15 protein-coding genes are annotated in these 20123 nt (G+C 63.7%); 7 read left to right on the top strand and 8 right to left on the bottom strand.

The annotated features are described in order from the left end of the window. Positions 1-250: 250 nt before the first annotated feature. The 4 genes from ACT8II_RS07310 to ACT8II_RS07295 form a co-directional block, all read right to left on the bottom strand. On the bottom strand, positions 251-1936 hold the full coding sequence (locus ACT8II_RS07310) for a hypothetical protein (protein ID WP_304292465.1): 1686 nt from the start codon (positions 1934-1936) through the stop codon (positions 251-253). A gap of 6 nt (positions 1937-1942) precedes the next feature. After that, positions 1943-2662 carry an ABC transporter ATP-binding protein gene (locus ACT8II_RS07305; protein WP_302741567.1) on the bottom strand — a complete coding sequence of 240 codons (720 nt, stop codon included), beginning with the start codon at positions 2660-2662 and terminating at the stop codon, positions 1943-1945. 205 nt (positions 2663-2867) lie between these two features. Continuing rightward, positions 2868-3200, bottom strand: coding sequence for an MGMT family protein (locus ACT8II_RS07300; protein ID WP_302741565.1), 333 nt, complete (start codon positions 3198-3200; stop codon positions 2868-2870). A gap of 370 nt (positions 3201-3570) precedes the next feature. Then, positions 3571-4590: an SPFH domain-containing protein gene (locus tag ACT8II_RS07295; protein WP_443813529.1), complete on the bottom strand. Its 1020-nt coding sequence runs from the start codon at positions 4588-4590 to the stop codon at positions 3571-3573. Positions 4591-4983: 393 nt separating this feature from the next. Here ACT8II_RS07295 and ACT8II_RS07290 point away from each other — a divergent pair, with 393 nt between their 5' ends. From ACT8II_RS07290 to ACT8II_RS07270, 5 genes are all read left to right on the top strand, one after another. Next, complete coding sequence (locus ACT8II_RS07290; RefSeq protein ID WP_443813527.1) at positions 4984-6234, top strand: MFS transporter; 1251 nt, start codon at positions 4984-4986, stop codon at positions 6232-6234. A 260-nt stretch (positions 6235-6494) separates the two neighbouring features. Continuing rightward, a complete protein-coding gene (locus tag ACT8II_RS07285; RefSeq protein ID WP_443813525.1) occupies positions 6495-7589 on the top strand; it encodes a hypothetical protein in 1095 nt (364 codons plus the stop codon). Positions 7590-8116: 527 nt separating this feature from the next. After that, positions 8117-8560, top strand: a complete 444-nt coding sequence (locus ACT8II_RS07280; protein WP_443813524.1) for a MarR family transcriptional regulator — start codon at positions 8117-8119, stop codon at positions 8558-8560. A 165-nt stretch (positions 8561-8725) separates the two neighbouring features. Then, positions 8726-10483 (top strand): ABC transporter ATP-binding protein, encoded by a 1758-nt coding sequence (locus ACT8II_RS07275; RefSeq protein WP_443813522.1) that lies wholly within the window; start codon positions 8726-8728, stop codon positions 10481-10483. After that, positions 10484-12772 (top strand): ABC transporter ATP-binding protein, encoded by a 2289-nt coding sequence (locus ACT8II_RS07270; RefSeq protein WP_443813520.1) that lies wholly within the window; start codon positions 10484-10486, stop codon positions 12770-12772. Positions 12773-12940: 168 nt separating this feature from the next. On the opposite strand, the gene ACT8II_RS07265 is transcribed toward ACT8II_RS07270, so the two are convergent. From ACT8II_RS07265 to ACT8II_RS07250, 4 genes are all read right to left on the bottom strand, one after another. Continuing rightward, entirely contained in the window at positions 12941-13273 is a 333-nt protein-coding gene (locus ACT8II_RS07265) for an MGMT family protein (RefSeq protein ID WP_443813519.1), read from the bottom strand. A gap of 370 nt (positions 13274-13643) precedes the next feature. Then, positions 13644-14489 carry an HAD family hydrolase gene (locus ACT8II_RS07260; RefSeq protein WP_443813517.1) on the bottom strand — a complete coding sequence of 282 codons (846 nt, stop codon included), beginning with the start codon at positions 14487-14489 and terminating at the stop codon, positions 13644-13646. Positions 14490-14619: 130 nt separating this feature from the next. Continuing rightward, complete coding sequence (gene trpS / locus ACT8II_RS07255) at positions 14620-15669, bottom strand: tryptophan--tRNA ligase (protein ID WP_443813515.1); 1050 nt, start codon at positions 15667-15669, stop codon at positions 14620-14622. Between the two features lie 73 nt (positions 15670-15742). Continuing rightward, the gene (locus ACT8II_RS07250) at positions 15743-16999 is read right to left on the bottom strand and encodes a glycosyltransferase family 4 protein (protein WP_118654172.1); all 1257 of its coding nucleotides are present in this window, start codon (positions 16997-16999) and stop codon (positions 15743-15745) included. Between the two features lie 658 nt (positions 17000-17657). Between ACT8II_RS07250 and arcA the strand changes: the two genes are divergently transcribed. Beyond that, positions 17658-18899 carry an arginine deiminase gene (gene arcA / locus ACT8II_RS07245; protein WP_118654171.1) on the top strand — a complete coding sequence of 414 codons (1242 nt, stop codon included), beginning with the start codon at positions 17658-17660 and terminating at the stop codon, positions 18897-18899. Between the two features lie 99 nt (positions 18900-18998). Then, positions 18999-19994, top strand: a complete 996-nt coding sequence (gene argF / locus ACT8II_RS07240) for an ornithine carbamoyltransferase (protein ID WP_118654170.1) — start codon at positions 18999-19001, stop codon at positions 19992-19994. The last annotated feature ends 129 nt before the right edge of the window (positions 19995-20123 follow it).

The raw sequence follows: 20123 nt of genomic DNA, 5'->3' as shown, positions 1-20123 counted from the left end.
CACGACAGCCCTGGGGGGCGGTGGCTCTTGGCACCGCTGACCTCGATTGGGGGACGGCCCCCCACAACGGGGGGGGGCTAGGGGCGGGGCGGGGTCATTTTTCCGGATGTGCACGCTTCGGGTCCGACTGGTCGAGTAGGTGGACATTTCGCCCGACGAAATCCTGCGGTTTTGCCGGGCGGAGGCGGCCGCCACTCCGCGCTATGAGAACGAAGTGTACACATCCGAAAGTTTTGCACCGGATCTGCGCCTACGCGCGCAGTGCGGGCGTTGACGTCACGGTGTGGTGGAAGATGAGTGCTCCCAGACAAAGCGAGGCGATGCCGAGCGCGACGTTCGCCACGTGGCCGATGACCAGCCCAAGCGAGAGCGATGCGGCGAACACGAGGGCGCCCGCCAAGAACGTGTAGACGAGCCCGCCTAGGATGCACGTGTTCATCGGTGCTCCGCGCTTGACCACATCCTGCGGGTTCATCCAACTCAAATTGGGGCGCCGCACATCGACCGACATGCCCAGGCATACCCAGAGCGCGAAAGCACCCAGCCCCACCAGCAGGCATTCGAGGGCCATCAGGGGAGTTGCTTCGCCGCTCGCGAACAAGATTGCCACGGCGACTGCGAGTGAGGCGCCAAAGGGAATCGCGCTGCTCGCGAGCTTTGCCCCCAGCATGGTGCGCGTGCTCACGGGGGCCGTCGCCATGAGCCATGCCGCGCGTCCCTCGATCGAGATGGACACGACGGAGCTCGTGCACATGATGCCGCAAAACGAGAACGCCCACGGCAGGATCAGGCGGATGTTGCCGATCATCTCGGCGGCCTGCTCGGCATTCACCTCGATCCCGTTGATCGACCCCGAGGCGACGAAGTCCTGCAGCCCGGTCACACCCAGGAACACGGCGATGCCGATGGTAAAGACATAGCCGAACAGGCAGTTGAACGCATAGGTGGGGATGCCGATGAGCGTGCGCAGCTCCTTGTGGACGATCGTCCAAAACGGCGTGCGCGTGCGTGCCGCGCCGCCCATGGGCGCCTGCTCGCCTGTGGCCGTCCGCCCGGAGCGCGTCTTGAGTTTGCGCGCGGCGAGTGAGGCGTTGAGCGCGAGGTAACGCTGCTGCATGACCTCGAGGCATGTGCCGGCGACGCCCAGCGAGAACGCGGTGAATTCGATGAGCCCGGCAAGCGAGCCCTCGGTAATCGCCGAGCCCGCCCAAGCCGCGGGCGGGTAGAGCGCGCAGACGGTTCCTTCGAGCATGGTGCCCATCTGGCCGAGCCCCTGTAGGACCTCGGCGCTATTTTGGCTGTTCACGCTTGCGGAAAACGAGGCCGATCCCCCGAAAAACGCCAGCAGCGCGATGAAGCCGAGGGCGACGAACGCGAGGTTGGCGTGGCGAAAGCGCGCGGCGACCCATGTCACGGCGTATGCCGCGAGGGTGGCGAGGGCGGTGGGAGCCAGCGGTGCTAGCACCATCGACGCGACGGCAGCGAAAACGGAGAGCGCCCTTGGCGGCACTGAGATGAAGTACACGGCATAGAGGGGAAGCATGGCGCAGAACGCCAAGGTAATTGAGCTTCCCATTAGCGCCGCCATGCGCGACGCAACCAGCGCGCGGCGCGAGACGGGGAGGGACATGACGAGGTCGTAGTCTTTGAATCCAAAGAGCGTCCCGTTTGCCTTGAGGAACGTGAACACCACGCCCGCAAGCGAGCCCAGGGCGACGGCGAGGGCGGGAAGCACCCGCGCGAGCCCCAGAACTGCAAGGCCAAACGCCATGATGGCCAGGTACCCCATCATGATGATCGCGAGCAGGGCGAACCCGCATGCGATGAGGGCGATGCGCCCGCGTCGCTGGCTTCGCGAAAGCCCGCTGCGCACCGGTGCGAGTGAGTTGACGAGCCCGAGCACCTGGACGCGCGTGAGCAGGAGAAAAGCGCGCATGGGTCGTTACGCCTCCCGTTCCACTAGATCGAGGAACACGTCTTCGAGCGTGTCGTCACCGCGCACCTGTTCGGTGGCGCCCTGTGCGAGCACCTCGCCCGCACGGATGATCGTCAGCTTGTTGCAGAGCTTCTCAACCACCTCGAGCACGTGCGAGGAGAAGAACACCGCGGCGCCCGCGTCCGCGCGCTCGCGCAAGATCAGCTTGAGTTCGTGTGAGGCGACGGGGTCGAGGCCCACAAAGGGCTCATCGAGCACGAGCAGGCGCGGGTCGTGGACGAGCGCCCCGATGATGACGAGCTTTTGCCTCATGCCGTGCGAGTAGGAGGAGATGGGGTCGCCGAGCGCGTCGACGATATCGAGCCGACGTGCCAGCCCCTCGATGCGCTCCATGCGATTCTGCGCAGGCACCTCGTAGATGTCCGCCAGGTAGGTGAGATACTGCATGCCGGTCATGAACTCGTAGATGTCGGGGTTGTCGGGCACATAGGCGAGCACGCGCTTGGCTGCGATGGGCTCACGCGCGATGTCGTGCCCGCAGACCTCGATGGCACCTCCGTCGAAGGCCTGCGCGCCCACAATCGAGCGGATGAGCGTGGTTTTGCCGGCTCCGTTATGGCCGATGAACCCGTAGATGTCGCCCGCCTCCACGGTGAGCGAGAGGTCGCGCACGGCGATCTTGTCGCCATAGCGCTTTTGGAAACCGCGGACCGACAGGATGTCCATTATGTCTCCTTTGCTAGAGGAACAATTAGAAGAATATCTAACAATCGAGGATTATGGTACAAGCCAGCGGAATGTCAAGAAGAGCAGAAGGGGCGTCCGTCCTTTTCCGGCCTTTCTGCGCTGCATTTCGCGCCATGTTCGCGTGATGTGCTGCAAAGACTCTTTGCGGGCGCGGTGCGGAGGTTTCGTGGATGCTGCGCAGAGGCTATTCCGTGCCCGCGGGCCAGCGATGACGCGCGAGGTCGACGCGCCCGTCCGGCAAAAAGGACACGCCCTCGCCCGCGAGCATTTCATGTTGCGCCTCGGGCCCGCCAAAGGCAAAGCCCTCGCACAGGCGCCCATCCGCGAACACGATGCGATGGCAGGGGATGATGCCCGGCCGGGGGTTGACGTGCAGGGCAAAACCCACGTATCGCGCCTTGCGCGGCTCGCCCACGAGCTTCGCGATCTGACCATAGGTCGCCACCATGCCGGCGGGGACCTGCGCCACCATCTCGTACACGCGGTCGAAGAAGCCGTCTTGTCCGGATTCGGTCATGTGCCCTCCTTCGGTATCCTTCTCGGTGCGCCTTCCCATCACGGGGTGCGCGCGTGCTCATTGGCCCTTTGCACGTCTTCCTTTTTCGGCAGCCTTCCCGCGCGTTTGAGGGCGTCGCGCAAGATCCACTCCACCTGGCCGTTGGCGCTGCGCATATCATCGTCCGCCCAGCGTTGGACGGCCTCCCATATGGCGGGGTCTATGCGGAGGGGGTATTGCTTGCGTGCCATGTTCCTATCGTCTCTATCCCAGCGCCTTTCCCGGGCACCGCATCTTGGGGCTCAATCGTCGGGCGCCGCACGCCAGGCGTGCACCCTCCTCTTTCGCCCCAATCTGCAGCCCCTGGAAAAGGCGTACATGCGCGTAGATATTAGTACAGGGTGCCGGCATTGAGGACCGGGTGCGCCTCGGACTCGCCGCACAGGACCACCATGAGGTTGCTGGCCATGTTTGCCTTTCGCTCGTCGTCCAGCTCGATGGTGCCGCCGGCGGCCATCTCCTTCACGGCCATGTCGACCATGGAGACCGCGCCCTCGACGATCTTCTTGCGCGCGGCGATGACGGCTTCCGCCTGCTGACGGCGCAGCATCGCCTGGGCGATCTCGGGGGAGTGGGCGAGGTGCGTGAGGCGGGCGTCGTCCACCTCCACGCCGGCGGGCGCCAAGCGCGCGGCCAGCTCGCGACGCAGGGCCTCGGAGACCTCCTCGACGTTGGCGCGCAGCGTGATGGCGCCGGAGGCGTCGGACTCGTCCTCCAAGTGGTCGTAGGTGTATACGCTCGCCACGTGGCGCAGCGCCGTCTCGGCCTGCATGGCCACGTAGCTCTGGTAGTCGTCCACGTCGAACAGGGCCTTGGCGGTGTCGGCCACGTGCCACACCACGACAGTCGCGATCTCGATGGGGTTGCCCATCTTGTCGTTGACCTTCAGGCGCTCGCCGTTCAGGGTGCGCACGCGGGTGGAGATGGTGCAGGGGTTGCCCTTTGCGGCCTTCTGGGCGGCGGCCTTGGCGGCCTTGGAGTCGCTCATCTCGAGCTCGAGCATCTCGACGATGCCGGCGGAGCCGCCCATGCTCTTGCTGTAGAACGGGTTCGCCCAGAAGAAGCCCTCGTCGCGCACGGTGCCCACGTACTTGCCGAAGAGGATGCACACGCGCGCCTGGCCGGGCTGCAGCGAGAAGAAGCCGTTCAGCGGCAGGAACCAGAAGCAGAACGCCGCGATGCTGAGCCCGAGGCCCCAGCCGCAGGCGGCCGGCGCGTCGACGCCATCGGGCGTGCCGGCTAGCCCCGTGACGCTCCATATGAAGAGGCCGACGATGGCGACGAGCGCCACGATGACGACGGAGAGCATGCCGTAGCCCGATTTGGCCTTGAGTTGCTTTTCCACGCTCATGTGAGTTCCTTTCACGACTGCGCCGGCGTTTGCGTGACGGCCCCGGCGCCGCGCTCCAGATTGCGATGGGGAGGAGGCGAGTCCCCGAGCAGTTCGTGCGACTGCTGATTGCATTGTGATATCACATTGAGACCAAGTCAAGGAGAATCGGATGCCGTCTCTCATGGCATAAGTGGTTCGGGGCGCCCGGCATCTACGCTCCGTAGAGGTCTTCCTGTTGCATCTTGGCTCGCAAGTCCCTATAATAGCTCCACTCACGGCTGAAGGTTTACTTCTAGATTTGGAAAGGGGAGCTGCACCATGCTTGCTTCCATGAGGATTTGGCTCTAGCCACGGTCGCGTGAGCGACCGGTACTTCGCTGCATACCACCGATCGCATCAAAGGATTATTCCATGACACAACCGAATCCCCGCGCTTCTTGGAAGCGCTCGCTCGCCATCGTCTGGATCGGCGAGTTCTTCTCCGTGCTCACGAGCTCCATCTTGCAGATGGGCCTCATCTGGCACGTCACTCTCACCACCGGCTCCGCGAGCGCCCTGTCGTTCGTGAGTCTGGCGGCCTTCTTGCCCATGGCGCTCCTCGGCGCCTTCGCGGGCACCATCGTGGACCGCACGTCCATCAAGCGTCTCATGATCGGCGCCGACCTCTTCATCGCAGCCGTGAGCCTCACGCTCGTCTTCGGCTCGCTTCGGGGCGACCTTTCCGTCGCCGCCGTGGCGGCGGTGCTGTTCGTCCGTGCGCTGGGCAGCACGCTCCACACGCCCGCGTTCAACGCGCTCACGCCGCTCATCGCCCCGCCCGAGGCGCTCGGCAAGCTGGCGGGCATGCTGCAGTTCATGCAGTCGGGCAGCTACATTATCGGCAACGCCATCGCCGCGGTGATTTACCCGGCGTTCGGCCTGACCTTCATGATCGCTCTCGACGTCGCCGGCGCGGTGCTCGCGAGCATCGCGGTGGCGGCCTCCGGCATCAAGACGCCGGCGCCCGAGCGTCGCACGCCCGAGGAGAACGCCGAGGCGTCGCGTCATGCGGTGCGGGCCTTCCTATCGGAGACGGCAGACGGCTACCGCGAGCTCAAGCGCCATCGCGGCCTGTTCGCCATGCTCTGGATCGGCTTCGCGTTCTCGGTGCTGTTCTCGCCCATATCCGCGCTGTTCCCGCTTATGGTGTTCGACCATTTCGGGGGCACTACAACGCAGTCGGCCATCGCCGAGATAGCGTTCTCGGTCGGCATGATCGCGGCGAGCGGCTGGATCGGGGCGACAGGCGGCCTCAAGAACCGTTCGCTCTCGTGCACGCTCGCGATCGCCCTTTTCGGCGCGGTTACGCTCGCGGGCGGCCTCGTGCCCCCTTCGGCACTCGTCGTTTTCTTGGGCCTCACGTTCGCGATGGGCGTGTCGAGTCCGCTCTACAGTGCGCCGCAGATGGCGCTCATGCAGGAACGCGTCGACCCCGAGTGCATGGGCCGCGTCTTCGGCCTGTACGGGGCGGTCTGCAGCTGGGCCATGCCCGTGGGGCTCGTCGCGTCGACCTTGTTCGCGGACGCCATCGGCGTGAGCGTGTGCTTCGTGCTCATCGGTGCTGCGATGATGATTCTCGCGGGAATCACCTGGGCGATCCCGAGCATCAGGAAGATCGGGTAGCGCTTCGGCGGAGCGCGTTTCGTTTCGGACGGCTCGCGTGGGGACGCTGCGACGTGAAGGGCGGCCGACGGTGCACCTGCAAGGGCACCGTCGGCCGCCCTTTTGCTTGGTTCGTCTAGCCCGGCGTCGACCATCATCTGCTCGCCGGGCGATTGCGATGCCGCCGCTTGCCGATACGCGGCCCCTTACGATGCGCGCATCCCATCGTTCTGGTAGAGTTTCCCGCAGTCGGTTATTTCGCGTCTGAGGCGGTGGCCCCTATGAGTAATCTGCTCGAATCTATTCTGCGCGTCGCGATGACCGTGTTCATCGTCGGCCCGCTCATCGCATGGGTCGCCCGCCGCGGCGCGCGCGAGCGCAGCGAGGCGACGGACAGCCTCGATTGCTTTACCGTCCGCATGCCCGCCGCCATCCGGGTGATCCTTGCCTGCTGCGCGGTCGCATTCGAGCTGCTCATGCTCGCCGTCTATGTATGGCAGGGCGTCTCGCTGGGAGAGTGGGACCACGAGCTCGTGTGGTTCGGCCACGCCATGGCGCTCGCCGGCATGTCCATATGGGCCCTGCTGAGCATCCCGCGCCTCGATGTCGACGGCGACCGGATCGCGTCGCGCAACGTTTTCGGCGCGCGCAGGGAGACGACTTTCTCCAACATCACCCGAGCGACCCTGCATGCGCAGATGATGGGGATCGACCTGTATGAGGGCGAGCGGAAGTTCTGCTCGATCAGCCTCGAGGGCGTGTGCTCGCTCAACTTGATCGCGCGTCTCGAGGAGGAGGGTATCGAGATCTCCGATGCCGTCGAGGCTCCCATCACCAAGGCGCGCTTGTGCTGGGCGGCCATCAAGCCGCTCACGATCGTGTTCAACGGCATGGCGCTCGTCTTTTCGCTCGTGATCGCGTTCATGGCGTTTTTCACTGACGAGGGCATGCGCCTGCTCGTGCTCGTCCCGTTCCTGTTCCTGTTCATAGGGGTCGCGTTGCCGCTATTCATGCTCAGCATGCCGGCCCGCGGCATCCTCGAGATCGGAAGGCAGGAGCGCGAGCTCGGTTTCGTCTTCGCCGACGAGATGGCGAGTCATGGGGCGACGGGCACCTCGCTCGTCGACGACGACTGGTTCATCGAGATCAGCAACGCCCGCATCGTGGCGTTTCGCCGCGACTACCTTAAGAAGGTCGCTGCGCACGAGGGGAGCGAGAGTGGGGACCGCTGCGCGGTCACGGCCGTGGACGGCCGCAAGTTCAAGGTCTACGCTGCCGGGAGCACCCTCGAAGACCTGCGCGACTGGTTTAGGAGCGGTACGGGGAAGAGGGGCGCGGCGGATCGCGCCGGCGCGGCGCTCGAGGCGATCGGTTAGACGCCTGGAGACGACCCTGCGGCACCTCGCTTGAAGGCTGCTGGCACTAAATGTCAAAAATGAGTCTTTTGCCCCGCCGAGACTTGCCATGTATAAAAACAATCTCAAAGAAACCCCAGGTACGATGAGGGTGCAGGCGATACGGTGACTGCAGTTGGCGACGAGGGGGCAGCGAATTGCGTTGTGAGCCCTCGAATTGAGTGTATCTAATAGGTGTTAGCAGACTCATTTATTGCATTTTGTGCCAGCAGAATTGCCATGCTGCCGCTAGATTCAAGAAAAGCTACAGCTGTCGTCTAACTATATGCATAGCAGTTGCAAATCTATACATTTCTTGTCGAGCATTCGTACACTCCGGCACAGGATGGGCCAGCTGTCGCTCTAGGCGGCAAAACGGGGGTTATGACGGCGATGTGAAGCGTTCGTCGGTTTTGCACTAAATGAAAATAGACAATGGCATTAGGTAATAATGAGTCGAACTTTTAGCATGCTGGTGAAAGGTCACATGGCGCCTAGGAGGGCTCGGTATGGCAACCGCAGATCAGGTGACAGAAATGATTCGACTCGCTGAACGCGTTCACTCGTCGGAGGCGTTTCGCTGCATGGATGAGGCGAATGCGGGCATCGGCGGCACCCTGCGCATGCTCGCCGAGGCTCGCGCGGAGGGTGCCGTTGTCACGGCGGGCGCTATCGCCGAGCGTCTCGAAGTATCGACCGCGCGTGTCGCGGCACTGCTTAAGCGCTTGGAGTCGAAGGGCCTGGTTTCTCGACGCAGGAGCGAGGGCGATGCGCGGGTCACGGAGGTCGAGCTTACTGAAGAAGGCGTTGCCCGGGTCTGCGCGTTTCGCGACGACGTGCGCGGCCAAGTTGCTCTGCTCATCGATGAGTTGGGCGAGGAGCGTCTGCGCGAGTTCTTCCTCACGGCATATGAGATCCGCACGCGCTTGCATCCGCCTTCGATACAGTTGTAGGCGCCGCAGCGCTCGTTCACCGGCGATGTTTCTAGAAGTTTTCGATGTCCATACAGGCTGCCGGCGAGCGCGCCAAGCACGCTCTATTGATTGAAGCGTGTTTTGCGCCCGTGTCCGGGCATCGCTATGGCTATAAACCTCATGGGGTTAGATAAGGAGAGATCGTTGCTTAAGTTATTCCGAAACCTAACGAAACGGGAATGGGGGCTTGCTGCCCTGGCGCTGGCGTTCATCGTCGTCCAGGTCTGGCTCGACCTCAAATCCCCCGAGTACATGGCCGAGATCACGCGGCTCGTGCAGGTCGAAGGCTCGACCATGCCGCAGATTCTCGCAGCGGGCGGCAAGATGCTGTCATGCTCCCTGGGCAGCTTGCTGGCGTCGGTCGCCACCGCCGTATGCGCGGCGCGTATCGCAACCGGGTTCGGCGGCACCGTGCGCGCCAAGCTTTTCGGCAAGGTGCAGTCCTTCTCCATGGAGGAGATCGGGCGCTTTTCGACACCCAGCCTCATCACGCGTTCCACGAACGACGTGATGCAGGTGCAAACGTTGATCGTCATGGGTCTGCAGATGCTCATCAAGGCGCCGATCACAGCGGCATGGGCGATCACCAAGATCGCCGGCAAGCGCTGGGAGTGGACGGCGGCGACGGCCGTGTCCATCGTGGTGCTCTTGGCGGTCGTCGCCGTGTGCCTCCTCATCGCGACGCCGCGCTTTCGCCGCATGCAGCGCCTGACCGACGACCTCAATCGCGTCTCGCGCGAGAACCTGTCGGGTCTCTCGGTCGTGCGCGCGTACAACGCCGAAGACTACCAGCAGGACCGCTTCGACGCCGTAAACGATACGCTCACGAGCAACCAGCTCGTGGGATACCGCACCATGGTCTTCCTCATGCCCACCATCCAGGCGACGATGAGCGGCCTGTCGCTCGCCATCTACTGGATCGGCGCGGTGCTCATCAGCGCGTCGGCGATGGCGGGCAAGATCTCGCTGTTCTCCGACATGATGGTGTTCTCCCAGTACGCCATCCAGGTGGTCATGGCGTTCATGATGCTCGTGATGATTTTCATGATCCTGCCGCGCGCGCAGGTCGCCGCGGGCCGCATCAACGAGGTGCTCGACACCGAGGCGTCCATCAAGGACGGCGGCCGCGCCGAGGGCGAGCCCGGCCGCGCGGGCGAGATCGAGTTCCGCGACGTGACCTTCCGCTATCCGGACGCCGAGGGCAGCATGCTGCGGCATGTCTCCTTCACCGCGCACCGCGGCGAGACGGTCGCTCTCATCGGTTCCACGGGCTCGGGCAAGTCGACGGTCATCAACCTCATCCCGCGCTTCTACGACGCCACCTGGGGCCAGGTGCTGGTGGACGGCGTCGACGTGCGCGACTATTCCGTGCGCGCGCTGCGCAACAAGATCGGCTACGTGTCGCAGAAGGCGACGCTGTTCGGCGGCACGGTGAGCACGAACGTCGCGTACGGCGACAACGGGCGCGGCCCGGTGACCGAGACGGACGTGGCCGATGCCGTCGACATCGCCCAGGCGGCCGAGTTCGTGGAGAAGATGGAGGGCGCCTACCATGCGCAGGTCGCACAGGGCGGTGCGAACCTGTCCGGCGGTCAGCGTCAGCGCCTGTCCATCGCGCGCGCGATCGCCCGCAAGCCGGAGATCCTGATCTTCGATGACAGCTTCTCGGCGCTCGATTACAAGACCGACCGCGTGCTGCGCGACGCGCTCGCCCGCGAATGCGCGGAAACAACGCGCATCATCGTCGCCCAGCGCATCGGCACCATACGCGATGCGGACCGCATCATCGTGCTGGAGGACGGGCGCGTGGTGGGGCAGGGCACCCATGCGGAGCTGATGCGCGATTGCGAGACCTATCAGCAGATCGCCCTGTCCCAGCTGAGTGAAGAGGAGTTGATGTAGATGGCAGGCATGCATGGTTCGTCTGCGCCGCGCGGTCCGATGGGCCACGGCGGGCGCGGCGCTGCGGGGCAGCGCATCGATCGCGGGACCTGGGGCAAATTGTTGAAGTACTGCCGTCGCTTCGTTCCCGCCGTAGCGGTGGCGCTCGTCTGCGCGATGGTCGGCACGGTGCTCACGTTGCTCGGCCCCAACATGCTCTCCGACATCACTGATGCGGTGCAAGACGGTATCGCACCCGATACCGATAAGCTCGAGCAGGTCGTCGAGGTCGTCACGGGCAATATCGAGGCGAACGCCGAGGCGATGGCGCGCCAGCAGGCCGCCACGTTGGCTGCCGCCGGCGCCCCTGCGAGCACGGGCGACGCAGCCGCCATGGCTGCCGCGACCGCGGGCGACGCTGCCGCCATGGCTGCCGCGGGTACGGGCACAAGCGACGCCGCCGGTGCAGCCGCGACCGTAGGCGAGGCGGCGCCGACGGCGTCGAGCGCTGAGGCCCCGGCCGCTCCCTCCCTGGACGACCTCGCCAGCATGCCGGCGGAGGCGCGCGAGGCCCTGCTCACCGACGTCGAGGTCGACGGCGTGACCATCACGGGCGCCGATCAGCGGAAGCTGCTCGATATCTTCGCCAACCTCGATATGGACGATACCGAGGCAGCCATGGCTGCGCTCGACGAGCTGCCTGCTTCGGTGAAGAGCCTGGTCGAGCCCGGCATCGACATGGACCTCCTCGCCCGCATCTCGCTCACCCTCGTGTCCTTCTACGCGGCGAGTTACATCCTCACGGTGGTCCAGGGATGGATCATGACGACGGTGACGCAGCGCATCGGGCGCAGCATGCGCGCCGACATCTCGGCGAAGATCAACCGTCTGCCCATGTCGTACTTCAACGCGGTCCCCACCGGCGACATCCTCTCCCGCATCACCAACGACGTCGACATGCTCGGGCAGTCGCTCAACCAGAGCGTGGGCTCCCTGCTCTCCGCCGTGGTCCTCTTCTTCGGCAGCCTCTTCATGATGATCACCACCAACGGCTGGATGACGCTGGCCGCCGTGGGCGCCAGCCTGCTGGGCTTCGCGCTCATGATGGGCATCATGGACCGCAGCCAGAAGTACTTCCTGCGCCAGCAGTCCGCGCTGGGCGCCCTGTCCGGCCATATCGAGGAGTCCTACACCGGCCATTCGGTCATCGCGGCCTACAACGCCGAGGACCGCGTGCGCGCCGAGTTCGACCGCATGAACGGCGAGCTCGTGAGCGCGGGCTTCCGCGCGCAGTGCCTGTCGGGTCTCATGATGCCCATCATGATGTTCATCGGCAACTTCGGCTACGTCGCCGTGTGCGTGGTGGGCGGCGCGCTGGCGCTCGACGGCCAGATCGGCTTCGGCGTGATCGTCGCCTTCATGCTCTACGTGCGCTACTTTACCCAGCCGCTCTCGCAGATCGCCCAGGGCGTGCAGGCGCTGCAGTCGGCGGGTGCCGCGGGCACGCGTGTGTTCGAGTTCCTCGAGGCCCCCGAGATGGCCGACGAGTCCGCCAAGCCGGTGCGCCACGCGCGCGACGTGCGCGGCGAGGTGGAGTTCGACCACGTGCGCTTCACCTACGCCGGCTCCGACAAGCCGGTCATCAAGGATTTCTCGGCGCACGCCCTGCCCGGGCAGAAGGTCGCCATCGTGGGCCCCACGGGCGCGGGCAAGACCACCATGGTCAACCTTCTCATGCGCTTCTTCGAGATCGACGGCGGGCAGATTCGCATCGACGGCGTGCCGACCAGCGAGATGCGCCGCGAGGACGTGCATGCGCTGTTCTGCATGGTGCTGCAGGATACCTGGCTTTTCGAGGGCACGATCCGCGAGAATCTCGTCTACTGCGACGAGGGGGTGAGCGACGAGGATATGCAGCGCGCCTGCCGGGCCGTGGGTCTCGACCACTTCATCCGCTCGCTGCCGCACGGCTACGACACCGTGCTCAACGACCAGGTCAACCTCTCCCAGGGACAGAAGCAGCAGATGACGATCGCGCGCGCGATGATCGCCGACAAGCCGATGCTCATCTTGGATGAGGCGACCTCCAACGTCGACACGCGCACCGAGCTCAAGATCCAGCAGGCGATGGACGAGCTCATGCGCGGGCGCACGAGCTTCGTCATCGCGCACCGCCTCTCCACGATCAGGAACGCCGACCTCATCCTGGTGATGAAGGAAGGCGATATCATCGAGAGCGGCACGCATAACGAGCTGCTGGCGGCCGGCGGCTTCTACGCCGACCTCTACAACTCGCAGTTCGCCGAGTAGAAGCGCCGTACAGGGGCGTCGATCTTCGGGCCGGCGTCCCTTTCGCACCAAGCCTCGCTCAAATTGGGGACAGGCACTAATTTGAGACCCACCGCCGGCGGGCCGACCGCTCGTCGGCGGCCTCAAGCGAGCGCCTGTCCCCCAACTCGAAGCCTCGGCCGAGGGCCGTTATGCCACGCCGGCGGGCCAGCGGCATGCGGCGAGGTCGACGCGCCCGTCTGGGAGGAACGCGATCCCCTCGGCTTCCAGGAGCGCGCGCTGGGCTTCCGGCCCGCCGAACGCGAATCCCTCGGCGAGGCGGCCGTCGGCAAACACGATGCGGTGGCAGGGAATCGCTCCCGGCCGCGGGTTGACATGCAGGGCGTAGCCGACGTAGCGCGCCCGACGCGGCGCGCCCACGAGCGCGGCGATCTGCCCATAGGTCGCCACCATGCCGCAGGGCACTTGCTCGACCATGTCGTATACGCTTTCGAAAAAGCCCTCGCGCCCCGTATCCGCCATAGTGCTCCTTTCGCCAGGATGTGCGCATTGAATTCGATGATATCGCCCGCGCCCCCGCATGCGGTCGCCGATCTTCCTCGCAGGTCTAAACACGACGGGACCCGCTGCCGCAATTGGCAACGGGCCCCGTCGAGGTACACCTTGAAATCGCGCAGAGGGGAGGGGACGCGATTTTCGAGCAACCCGGCCTCTCTAAGTTCGCCTGCGACCGTTTTGCTGTTAGCGGTACTATAGCAAAGAGTTAACCCTGGTAAACCAAAACGTCAGGGGAACACAGGGTCTCCACAAGTTAACTATGGCATACTTTAGCGTCTTGCTCGGCGTCCGCCCCGCTTCACGCGACGGATCTCGCCGGGACCCGCATACGGCGTCAGGCCTCGTTCGCCGCGGGCTCTAGATACCGCTCGACCAGCTCCTCGAACGCGCCCGCCATTCCCGTGGTCTCCAGCACGGCATCGCAGAAGGGGTGCACATCATCGGTGACGTTGGCGACGCCCACGCCCAGGCCCGCCGCTTCGATCATCGCGAGGTCGTTTGCCGAATCTCCCACGCCCACGCATTGCTCGAGCGGAATCTCCAGCAGCGCTGCCAGGCGGCGCAAGCCCGCGCCCTTGTCGACGCCGGCGGGCATGAACTCGAGGTAGCGTCCAGAGGAGTAGGTTGTCTCCAAGCCCAGGTCGCGTGCCACGCCGTCGAGCTCGCCGCCCACGCGTTTGAGCTCGTCGAAATCCTCGCTCATGAATATCACCTTCACCACGTTCGTCCCTGCGAGGAACGAGAGCGTCGGATGGGCGTTCGATTCGAAGAAGCGCACGAAGGAGAGGCTCGCGAGGTAGCGATGCTCGCCGTCGGGGGCATCGCAGGCGTAGACGTCGCCGCCCTCGGTATAGATGTGAACGCAGAGGCCGCGCTCGAGCCCCAGGTGGTAGAGCGCCTCGGCCGCCTGGGGCGTGATGCCGCATCGCGTGAGCGGCTCGGGATCGCCGTAGCGGTTGATGAAGCCTCCGTTGTACGAAACGATATAGAGATCTTCGAGCAGATGGGGCGGCAGGGCCGCCAGGTTGTCCGCGATGGAGGCATAGGGGCGGCCCGAGGACGGAGCGAAGCGGATGCCCAGCTCATGCATGCGCTCGAGCGCGCGGACGTTCGCTGCGGGGATGCGATGGTGCTCGTCGAGAAACGTTTCGTCCATATCGCTCACCACGAGTCTGTACATACGGGATCCTTCCGTTGGATACAAGAAACGGGAGCGCGAAACCGTGCGCTCCCGTTTGAGAATAAGCTGGTCGAAGCGCCCGTGCGCCACCGCCATCGTACGCCGCGGTGCACGGCGCGCTTGGGCGGTCTTAGTAGACCATGCCCATCGCCTCGCGAACCTCGGCGAGCGTGGCCTCGGCCACCTCGTTGGCGCGGCGGTTGCCCTCGCGCAGCACGTCCTTGACGTAGTCCATGTCCTGGACGAGCTCCTCGCGGCGGGCACGGATGGGGGCGAAGTACTCGTTCACGCTCTCGGTGACGTACTTCTTGAGCTGGCCCGAGCCGCCCATGCCGACCTCCTCCGCGATCTCGACCTCAGAGCGGCCGGTGCAGATGGCGGCAGTGGAGAGCAGGCCGGACACGCCGGGCCTTCCTTCCGGGTCGAACGTGATCATGCGCTCGCCGTCGGTCTGGCTCTTCTTGATGCGCTTGGCGGTTTCCTCGGCGGTCATCGAGATGTTGATGGCGTTGCCGTAGGACTTGCTCATCTTGCGCCCGTCGAGTCCCGGCAGTAGCGGGGTATCGGAGAGCAGGGCATCGACCTCGGGAAACACCTGGCCGTAGCGGTTGTTGAACTTACGGGCGATGGTACGGGTGAGCTCGATGTGCGGCAGCTGGTCGCGGCCGACGGGCACGACGTTGCCCTTGCAGAAGAGGATGTCGCATGCCTGGTGCACAGGGTAGGTGAGGAGCAGCCCCGTGAGCTCGTGGCCGCTTGCCTCCATCTCGGCCTTGACCGTGGGGTTGCGCTGCAGCAGCGCTTCGGAGACCAGGGAGAGGAACGGCAGCATGAGCTGATTGCACGCCGGGACGGCTGAGTGCGTGTAGATCATGGTCTTGTCGGGGTCCAGGCCGCAGGCGAGGTAGTCGATGACCATGTTGTAGACGTTATCCTGGATGTTGTCCGTGCTGTCGCGGTCGGTGATGACCTGGTAGTCGGCGATGAGCACATTGGTGTGGACGCCCATGTCCTGCAGCTCCACGCGGCTCTTGAGCGTACCGAAGTAGTGGCCGAGGTGCAAACGCCCGGTGGGGCGGTCGCCGGTGAGCATGGTGTACTTCTCGGGATGCAGCGGCAGGTCGGCGCGGATCTGGTTGCTGCGCTCGAGGCTGACCTCGTAGCTGAGCTCGTTGGGCATGATGTCTCCTTTGCGTGTTCGATCGATGGCACATCCCGTTCGCGCTCTACGCTTGCACGAAGGGGACAAGAGGTTACTGGTCGGTGTGGTCGGATGAGCTGTGGCTGTGCGTTGGGCCCTTTCCGGGCAGCATCTCCTCAAGGCGTTCGATCCGGCTTTCGTGTAGCTCCTCCGCAGCGCGCTCCTCGTCGGCGAACGCCGGATCCTCGGGGGTCACGATTTCGTCTTGCTGCGTCTTTGGGTTGTAGTGATGCCGTAAAACAGGCTCGAACAAATGAAGGCGCGCCGCGAAAATCGCAGAACAGGCGAGCAACGCAAGGAAGATCGCAATGCGCGCCTCGATGGCAACCTGGTTGATGAGAGCCGCACCCAGCGAGAGCAACAGGCACCACGCGTAGATGAGCAGGACCGCCTGACGCTGGTCATACCCCTCTTGGATGAGGCGGTGGTGGATGTGGCCCTTGTCCGCCTGACCAATGCTCACGTGCGCGCGCTTGCGACGGACGATGGCGGAGAGGGTGTCGAGGATGGGAACGCCTGCGACGATGAGCGGGATGATGAGCGAGGTGAGCGCCGCGGTTCGACTCACGTTGAGCAGCGAGATGGTGCCCAGGCCAAAGCCCAAGAGCAAGGACCCCGAATCGCCCATGAAGATGGATGCGGGATGGAAGTTGTAGCGCAGGAAGGCGAGACACGCACCAAAGAGCGCGATGGCGAGAGAGGCGGCGTCGAGACGCCCCGCGAGAACGGCAAAGGAAAACATGGAAAGCGAGGCGATGCCCGAAATGCCCGCGGCGAGTCCGTCGAGTCCGTCGATGAGGTTGATGATGTTGGTGAACGCCACGAGGTAGATCACTGTGATGGGGTAGGCGAACCACCCGAGGTCGATCTCGGCTCCCGGGATGAACGGATTGACGATATTCCCAATGAGCAGGCCCGCGGTAGCTGCCACGCATGCGGCGACAATCTGGCCGAGCAGCTTTTTCTTAGGGCTGAGCGAACGCACGTCATCTACCGCACCCGTAATGACGATGATGAGAAACGCGACGCCCAGCAGGGGGTAGTTGATCGTCATGCTTGGATGGGGAATGAGAATGGGGGGCCATCCGAGTAGTTTGATTCCCGCAATCTCGACGACGAGCGCGAGACAGAGCCCGGCGAACATGGCAAGGCCTCCCAAACGTGGGATGGGCTTGGTGTTGATGCGGCGTTTAGAGGGGTAGTCGATGGCACCAAGCCTCCGCGCGAGGAGCTTGACGGGCGGGACGCATAGGTAGGTGGCAAGGAAGGCGGCGACAGCCACAAGGAAATATGGCATGGCTTGTTCCATGGATACCACCATCGGTCGGGAGTGGACGTCATACGCGAAACGCGCAATCTAAATCATGATACTAGAAGCGCCTCGCTCGATATGCCGCGTTCGCGCATGGGCACGGTACAAGCACAAGGGGCAGGAGATGGGCGGCTGGTTTCGGCCGTGCGATGGATGCCCTTACAGGGAGTCGGCTCCCGCTTTTGGAAATCGTGGTGCCGGTGGTAAGTTTTAGCTCACAGCGCGGGGCACTCCCGTGCACAAAAAAGCGCGTAGACGGTCGTAATAATGCCATGAGCGGCTTTAATTCACAGGCAATTGCATAAATAGTTGATTAAAATGCATATTAACAAACCGTAAACTAGGCTTTTGAATCTTGTTCATAATATGCAGGACAAGTAGAAAAATATTCACTTTGAGGTATAGATTCAGGCATTTATCCCTTGCCTTGCACATGCCATGTGCTGCTATTCTCCCATGTAAAACGCTTTACTGGATAAAAGTAACGACCTGCGGGAGTTTTGATGATATACCGTTCCCGCCAGTTTTACGACCGTTTGGCGGTGACGGTATCATTAAGCCGAAAATTGGATATAACGGTAGGTGTGAACGGAGTCCCGTAAAGGACTTAAGACGGGATCGCCGCGCGGTCCCAGAATAAGAAAGGTAGGAGGCAATGACGAAAGGCTTGCATGTCCCAAGTGAGATTGGGCAGCTCAAGAAGGTCTGCCTGCACAGGCCCGGCGAGGAACTGCTGAATCTGCCGCCGTTCGAGCTTGAGCGTCTGCTCTTCGACGACGTCCCGTTCCTCGAGGTCGCCCAAGAGGAGCACGACACCTTTGCCCAGATTCTTCGTGATCAGGGTGTCGAGGTTCTCTATCTCGAGAAGCTCGTCGCCGAGGTCTTTGATGCCAACCCCGACGCTCGCCAGGAGTTCCTGGATCAGTACATCGCCGAGGCCGGCATCAAGGGCAAGGAGATGCCCCGCGTCGTCCGAGAGAAGCTCGATTCCATCAAGGACAACCTCGAGTTTGTCCAGAAGACCATGGCTGGTCTCACCAAGGCCGAGATCGAGATGCCGCATGTGAGCTCCGTCACGCTCGACTCCATGGTCAACACCGAGTCCGAGTCCGATCTCATCATCGACCCGATGCCGAACCTCTACTTCACCCGCGACCCGTTCGCGGTCGTTGGCAACGGCGTCTGCCTGAACCGTATGTACTCCGTCACCCGCAACCGCGAGACCCTGTACGGTAAGTACATCTTCAAGTATCACCCGGATTATAAGGACGTCTCCCTGTACTTCCGTCGTGACGCTGCCTACCACACCGAGGGTGGCGACGTGCTCAACATCAACGAGCACACCCTGGCCGTCGGCATCTCCCAGCGCACCCAGGCTGCCGCCATCGACGTCATGGCCCAGAACATCTTCTGGAACAGCGATTCCAAGGTCGATCGCATCCTCGCCTTCGACATCCCGAACAACCGCGCCATGATGCACCTCGACACCGTCTTCACCCAGATCGACGTGGATAAGTTCACCATCCACCCGGCGATCATGGGCACCCTCAAGGTGTACGAGCTCACTCCGGGCAAGAACCCCGGCGAGGTCAACATCAAGGAAATGGTCGACACGCTCGAGCACGTCCTCGAGGACGCCACCGGCGTCGACCAGATCAAGCTGATTCCCTGCGGCGGCGGCGATCCCATTGCGGCTGCTCGCGAGCAGTGGAACGACGGCTCCAACACGCTGGCTGTCGCCCCCGGCAAGATCTGCGTCTATGCCCGCAACACCGTCACCAACGACGTGCTCTACAAGGAGGGCTTGGAGCTTCTGGTCTGCCCGTCCGCCGAGCTCTCCCGCGGCCGTGGTGGCCCGCGCTGCATGAGCATGCCCTTCTGGCGCGAGGATCTCTAAGCACTAGCTTCGACGGCGCATCGGCTCCGGTGCGCCGTCGCACTTCGCCGTGGTATCATCCGCGGCATTCGCTCTACCTTCTATGTGAAAGGAGCCCACATGGGCGTTAACCTCTCTGGCCGCAGCTTCCTGCGTCTGCTCGACTTCACCACCGAGGAAATCGAGTACCTGCTCAAGCTCTCCAAGAACTTCAAGGACCTCAAGCGCACGGGCACCCCGCACCGCTACCTCGAGGGCAAGAACATCGTCCTGCTGTTCCAGAAGACCTCCACGCGCACCCGCTGCGCCTTCGAGGTCGGCGGTATGGACCTTGGCATGGGCGTCACCTACCTCGACCCCGGTTCGTCCCAGATGGGCAAGAAGGAGTCCATCGAGGACACCGCCCGCGTCCTCGGCCGCATGTATGACGGCATCGAGTTCCGCGGCTTCGACCAGGAGGACGTCGAGGAGCTCGCCGCCAAGTCCGGCGTTCCCGTGTGGAACGGCCTGACCGACCTGTGGCACCCCACCCAGATGCTCGCCGACATCCTGACCGTCCAGGAGAACTTCAACTACGACATCAAGGGCAAGACCCTCGTCTTCATGGGCGACGCCAAGAACAACGTCGCTCGTTCCCTCATGGTCGTGTGCGCCAAGCTCGGCATGAACTTCGTGGCTTGCGGCCCGAAGGAGTGCATGCCCGCCAACGATGTGATCGACGCCTGCAAGCCGATCGCCGAGGCCAATGGCTGCACCATTACCCTTACCGAGGATCCCAAGGAGGCCTGCACCGGCGCTCACGTCATCTATACCGACGTGTGGGTGTCCATGGGTGAGCCCGACGAAGTTTGGACCGAGCGCATCAAGCAGCTCGAGCCCTATCGCGTCACCACCGAGCTCATGGCCATGGCCGATCCTTCCGCCATCTTCCTGCACTGCCTGCCGGCCTTCCACGACACCAACACCACCACTGGTGCCGAGATCGCCGAGAAGTTCGGCGTCACCGAGATGGAGGTCGAGGACGCCGTCTTCGAGTCCCCGCAGTCCAAGGTGTTCGACGAGGCCGAGAACCGCATGCACACCATCAAGGCGATTATGTACGCCACGCTCAAGTAAGAGCGCATCGTCTGCCCGCTCGGGGCGCATCGCTGCGCGTCCCGAGCGGTCCTTTTGGTAGTTTTCCCGCCGCTTGGGGCGTCGCACGGCACGGATTGCGCCCCGTCCATGCGGGATAAACCTAAGTAA

Source organism: Collinsella sp. (assembly GCF_052346665.1).
Taxonomy (GTDB): Bacteria; Actinomycetota; Coriobacteriia; order Coriobacteriales; family Coriobacteriaceae; genus Collinsella.
The sequence above is the reverse complement of the archived record's forward strand: the minus strand, read 5'-3'. Positions and strand labels throughout refer to the sequence as shown.